Raw genomic sequence first — 4,595 nt, forward strand, 5'->3', positions numbered from 1 at the left:
CCCACGGCAACAACCCCACCATCTGGCCCACCTACACCCACACCTACCACAAACAAACCAACCACTTCGACCACACCAACTACCAAACCACCACCCAAAACTAGCCAACACACAAACAAAAAACCGAAGAGCACACCCACAAACCATCACCGGAATGAGACCACCGACATGCACACACCCGGCCTGTCCCGACGGACGCTGATCGCCGGCGCGGCCTCCGCCGTCATCGGCTGGAACACCGCAACGCGCGCCTGGGCCACCACTTCCACGGACGCGGTCGCCGACGTCGTCCCCGTCCCGGCGCTCGACGGCACGCTCACCACCGATGCCACCACGCTCGCCGCCTTCTCGGACGACTTCGGGCGTCTGACGCACAACACCCCCCGCGCCGTGCTGCGGCCCCGCTCCACCCGCGACATCGCGGCCATCATCGACTACGCCAACAAGACCGGCCTCACCGTCGCCATGAACGGGCAGGGCGGCACCGACGGCGAGTACGAGTCCCACTCCAACTACGGCCAGGCGGCCGTCCCCGGCGGCATCGCGATCGACGCCCGCTCACTCGACACCATCCACGCGATCACCCCCACCCACGCCGTCGTCGACCCCGGCGTCACCTGGGCCCAGCTCACCAACGCCGCCCTCGCGCAGGGCCTCACCCCGCCGTGCCTCACCGACTACCTCCACCTCTCCATCGGCGGCACGATCAGCGTCGGCGGCATCGGCAACGCCGTCCAGAAGCACGGCCTGCAGGCCGACACGGTCAGCGAGATCGAGATCGTCACGGGCACCGGCCGCACCCTCACCGCCTCGGCCACCCGCAATCGCGGTCTGTTCGCGGCCGCCCTCGCCGGTGCCGGCCAGGTCGGCATCATCACCCGGGCCACCGTCGCCCTCACCAAGGCGCCGGAGAACGCGCGCGTGTTCCTGCTCTTCTACGATGACATCGCCGCCTACTGCGCCGACCAGGAGCGCATCATGGCCGACGGGCGATTCGACGGCCAGGTCGGCGAGATCCTCCTGCCCCGATCCCCCGCCAACCCCACGCCCAACGCCCGTTACAAGATCGAGGCCGTCGCCCACTACAACGGCACCACACCCCCCGACGCCGCACCCCTGCTCGCTGGCCTCACACCCGTGCCCGGCGACACCCAGATCAGCGATACCACCTACCGCGATTACACGTTCCGCGTCGACGCCTTCGCCGCCAACCTCAAGAGCCTCGGCTACTGGAGCGCCCCCAAGCCCTGGCTGAGCATGTTCCTCCCCGCCGACCGGGCCCAGGAGTTCGCCCGCTACGCCCTCACCAAGGTCACCCCCGCCGACCTCGGCGCCGGGCTCCTCCTCTTCTACCCCTTCCCCACCGGCAAGATCACCCGGCCTCTCGCCATGACCCCCGATCACCCCACCACGTATCTCTTCGACTTCCTCACCTTCCCCGCCCCCGGCACCGACCCCACCGCCGCGCTCCGGCGCAACCGCGACCTCTACGACGCCGCCGTGCGCCTGGGCGCCAAGCGCTACCTCGTCGGCGCCATCCCCAACATGACCACCACCGACTGGCAGCGCCACTACGGCGCCCGCTGGACCACCCTCACCGCCGCCAAGCAGCGCCACGACCCCCGCCACACCCTCACCCCCGGCCAGCACATCCTCTGACGGCGCCGGAACGGCCTACCCCCGGAAGGCCGATGCCCGTACCCACCATCGACACCGGGCGAGACTCCGGGCGAGACACCGGGCGAAACACCGGGCGAGGCACTGGGTGAGACACCCACCGCGACACCCACCGCGACATCCACCGAGGCACCCACCGAGGCACCACCAAGGGCAAGGGGACGAAGGCATGATCACCACCGACCGCACCATCACCACCGACGACGGCGCCCGGCTCGCCGTCACGCTCCACCGGCCCGAAACCCCCGTCCCGGACAGCCCGTTGGTGGTGCTGGTGCACGGGTGGGCCGCCTCCCGGACGGTCTGGCACGCCGTCGCCCGGCAGCTCGCCGCCGCCGGGCACACCGTGGCCGCCTACGACCAGCGGGGGCACGCGGCGTCCACCGCCGGGGAGCAGCCGCTCAGCATCGCCCGGCTCGGGCAGGACCTCGCGACGGTCGTCGACACGCTGTCCCCCGACCGGCCCGTCGTCGTGGCCGGCCACTCCGGCGGCGGCTACGCGGCCCTCGCCTACGCGGCGCACCTCCACGCAGCGACGCCGGACGCGGCTCCGCGGCGGCTGGCGGCCCTGCTCCTCGCGTCGACGGCCTCGCACGACCAGGTGACCCCGGCCGGGGAGATCCGGATGATGGGCAGTCAGCTGTTCACGCGGGCGCTGCGAGTGCCGTGGCTCGGGCGGCAGTTGCTCGGCAAGACGCTCGCGCCGACCGCGACCCTCGCGACGCGCGAGCAGAACCGGCAGCTGTTCGCGAACACCCCGCCCGCCGTCCGGGCCGCCTACTTCGGTGCCACGCACGACATGGACCTGCGACCGCAGCTGGCCGCCATCACCGCGCCCACCACGGTCCTCACCGGCACCCAGGACAAGATCGTCAACCCGAACCACAGCCATCACCTCGCCCGCGCGCTGCCGGACACGCAGCTGGACACGATCCCGGGCAGCGGCCACAACCTGCCGCTGGAGAGCCCGGAGCGGCTCACTCACCACATCTCCGCCCTCATCGCCCGCGTCGGCGGGTACCCTCGGTCGTAACGCAGTGGCCCGAGCGGGGAGACGTCATCGATGAGCAGAGCCGCCGGTAACGCGTCCCGTGTGCCGCTCGACGACCTCGTCCGGCTCCGCAGGGCCCGGGACATGATGGACCGCGACTACGCGCAGCCGCTGGACGTCACGGCGCTTGCGCGCACCGCCCTCATGTCTGCGGGCCACTTCTCGCGCAGCTTCCGCACCGCGTACGGGGAGACGCCGTACAGCTACCTCATGACCCGGCGGATCGAGCGGGCGAAGGCCCTGCTGCGGCGTGGCGACCTCACGGTGACGGAGGTCTGCATGGAGGTGGGCTGTACGTCGCTGGGGTCGTTCAGTTCGCGGTTCACCGAGCTGGTCGGCGAGACCCCGAGCGCGTACCGGGCGCGCGAGCACGAGGACGGTGCCGCGCTGCCGGCCTGCATCTCGAAGATCCACACGCGGCCGGTCAAGGGCGGCGGGGCGAAGCCGGCCGGCAACGGATAGTCCTCGATGGCGGTCGAGCTCGTCTACGAGACCCACTCCACGACCACGGACAACGAGGCCGGGATCGCCACCGGCCACCTCCCGGGCCGCCTGTCGGAAGCAGGCCGGCGGCAGGCGGCGGAGCTGGGCGCGCGGCGGCGCGACGGCGGGTTCGCGGCCGTGTTCACCTCCGACCTGCACCGGGCCGTCGAGACCGGCCGGATCGCGTTCCCGGACGGTGTGCCGCCGTTGCACCAGGACGTGCGGCTCCGCGAGTGCGACTACGGCGAGCTCAACGGCGCGCCGGCCTCCCTCGTCGCCGCCCGGCGGCTCCGGCACGTCGACGAGCCGTTTCCCGGCGGGCAGAGCTACCGGCAGGTCGTCGCGGCCACCGACGCCCTGCTCCACGACCTCGCCGCCCGCTGGGACGGCCGCCGGGTGCTGCTCATCGCGCACTCGGCGAACCGGTGGGCCCTGGACCACCTCCTGACCGGAGTGCCGCTGGTGGAGGTCCTCGCCAACCCGCCTGCCTGGCGGGCGGGTTGGCACTACTCACTGCCGGCGAACTGGCCCGCACCGGCCCACTGATCGCGCCCCGCCCGCAGGTCAGAACCAGTGCAGGCAGTGCGGCTGGCGCTCGGCGCGGAAGAGGGCGTCGGCGAGGGCGGCCGCGCCCGGGTGGTGCGCCCGGACGTGTCCGGCGCGCACGAGCGTGCTCGGGGCGGTGCCGCCGAGGTAGACGGCGCCCAGGTCGCGGATGTCCAGGGACAGGTCGGGTTCGCGGTCCGTCGGGACGCAGTCGGCCTTGCCGTCGCGGACGGTGAGCAGGTGGCGGGCGCGCTCGCCGAGGAACGGGTCGTCGACGTCGAGGACGAGCTCGCCGTCGGCGAACCAGCCGCGCGAGGTGAGCGCGCGCGGGACGTCGAGCAGCCGCACCCACAGCCACTCGGAGTGGTTGGCCACCTGGCCGGCGTTGAAGTCCGCGAGCTGCCAGCGCAGCGGGTGGTCCGGCGGGACGTGCTTGAACACGACCTGGCTGACGAGGTCGTGGCCGAGCAGGTAGCGGGCGAGGGCGGTGAAGGCCGCGTCGTCGGTGGCGATGATCTCGTCGACCGTGAGGATGTCGGGGTCGCCCATCGAGTAGCTGGCGTACCCGTCCGGCACGCCGTCGGCGCCGCGGTGGACGGCGACGTAGCGCGGCGTCCGGGCGGTCGGCGCGTGACCGGCGCCCCGGGCCCACCAGTGGGGCGGCCGGGACACGGCGCCTGGCTGGGCGCGGCGGTACCGGTCGTAGACGTCCTCCATGATGGCGCCGCACTCGGCGCGCCGCAGCAGTTCGACCGAGCCCGCCGGCGCGGCGGCGCCGGCCCGGGGCGCGGCGAACGCGCCCCGGTGGCGCGGCACCGGCCGGCGGCCCGGGTCCGAC

At 72.9% G+C, this 4,595-nt stretch carries 5 protein-coding genes; 4 read left to right on the forward strand and 1 reads right to left on the reverse strand.

Annotation, left to right across the window (positions count from 1 at the left end; genetic code table 11):
- Positions 1-168 precede the first annotated feature (168 nt).
- The 4 genes from ACFV4G_RS37870 (at position 169) to ACFV4G_RS37885 (ending at position 3,757) form a co-directional block, all read left to right on the forward strand.
- Positions 169-1,659: an FAD-binding protein gene (locus tag ACFV4G_RS37870; RefSeq protein ID WP_380447135.1), complete on the forward strand. Its 1,491-nt coding sequence runs from the start codon at positions 169-171 to the stop codon at positions 1,657-1,659.
- Positions 1,660-1,846: 187 nt separating this feature from the next.
- On the forward strand, positions 1,847-2,710 hold the full coding sequence (locus tag ACFV4G_RS37875; RefSeq protein ID WP_380447137.1) for an alpha/beta fold hydrolase: 864 nt from the start codon (positions 1,847-1,849) through the stop codon (positions 2,708-2,710).
- Positions 2,711-2,740: 30 nt separating this feature from the next.
- Positions 2,741-3,190 carry a helix-turn-helix transcriptional regulator gene (locus ACFV4G_RS37880; RefSeq protein WP_380447138.1) on the forward strand — a complete coding sequence of 150 codons (450 nt, stop codon included), beginning with the start codon at positions 2,741-2,743 and terminating at the stop codon, positions 3,188-3,190.
- A 6-nt stretch (positions 3,191-3,196) separates the two neighbouring features.
- The gene (locus tag ACFV4G_RS37885) at positions 3,197-3,757 is read left to right on the forward strand and encodes a histidine phosphatase family protein (RefSeq protein ID WP_380447140.1); all 561 of its coding nucleotides are present in this window, start codon (positions 3,197-3,199) and stop codon (positions 3,755-3,757) included.
- 18 nt (positions 3,758-3,775) lie between these two features.
- Here the strand turns inward: ACFV4G_RS37885 and ACFV4G_RS37890 are convergent.
- Positions 3,776-4,595 (reverse strand): sterol carrier protein domain-containing protein (locus tag ACFV4G_RS37890; RefSeq protein ID WP_380447142.1); only part of this gene is annotated, 820 nt, incomplete at its 5' end.

This window comes from Kitasatospora sp. NPDC059747, from assembly GCF_042732955.1.
Taxonomy (GTDB): domain Bacteria; phylum Actinomycetota; class Actinomycetes; order Streptomycetales; family Streptomycetaceae; genus Kitasatospora.

Excerpts from the sequence above, each read along its gene's own strand:
- ACFV4G_RS37870 (WP_380447135.1), top strand. The coding sequence starts at position 169 with ATGCACACACCCGGCCTGTCCCGACGGACGCTGATCGCCGGCGCGGCC.
- ACFV4G_RS37875 (WP_380447137.1), top strand. The coding sequence starts at position 1,847 with ATGATCACCACCGACCGCACCATCACCACCGACGACGGCGCCCGGCTC.
- ACFV4G_RS37880 (WP_380447138.1), top strand. The coding sequence starts at position 2,741 with ATGAGCAGAGCCGCCGGTAACGCGTCCCGTGTGCCGCTCGACGACCTC.
- ACFV4G_RS37885 (WP_380447140.1), top strand. The coding sequence starts at position 3,197 with ATGGCGGTCGAGCTCGTCTACGAGACCCACTCCACGACCACGGACAAC.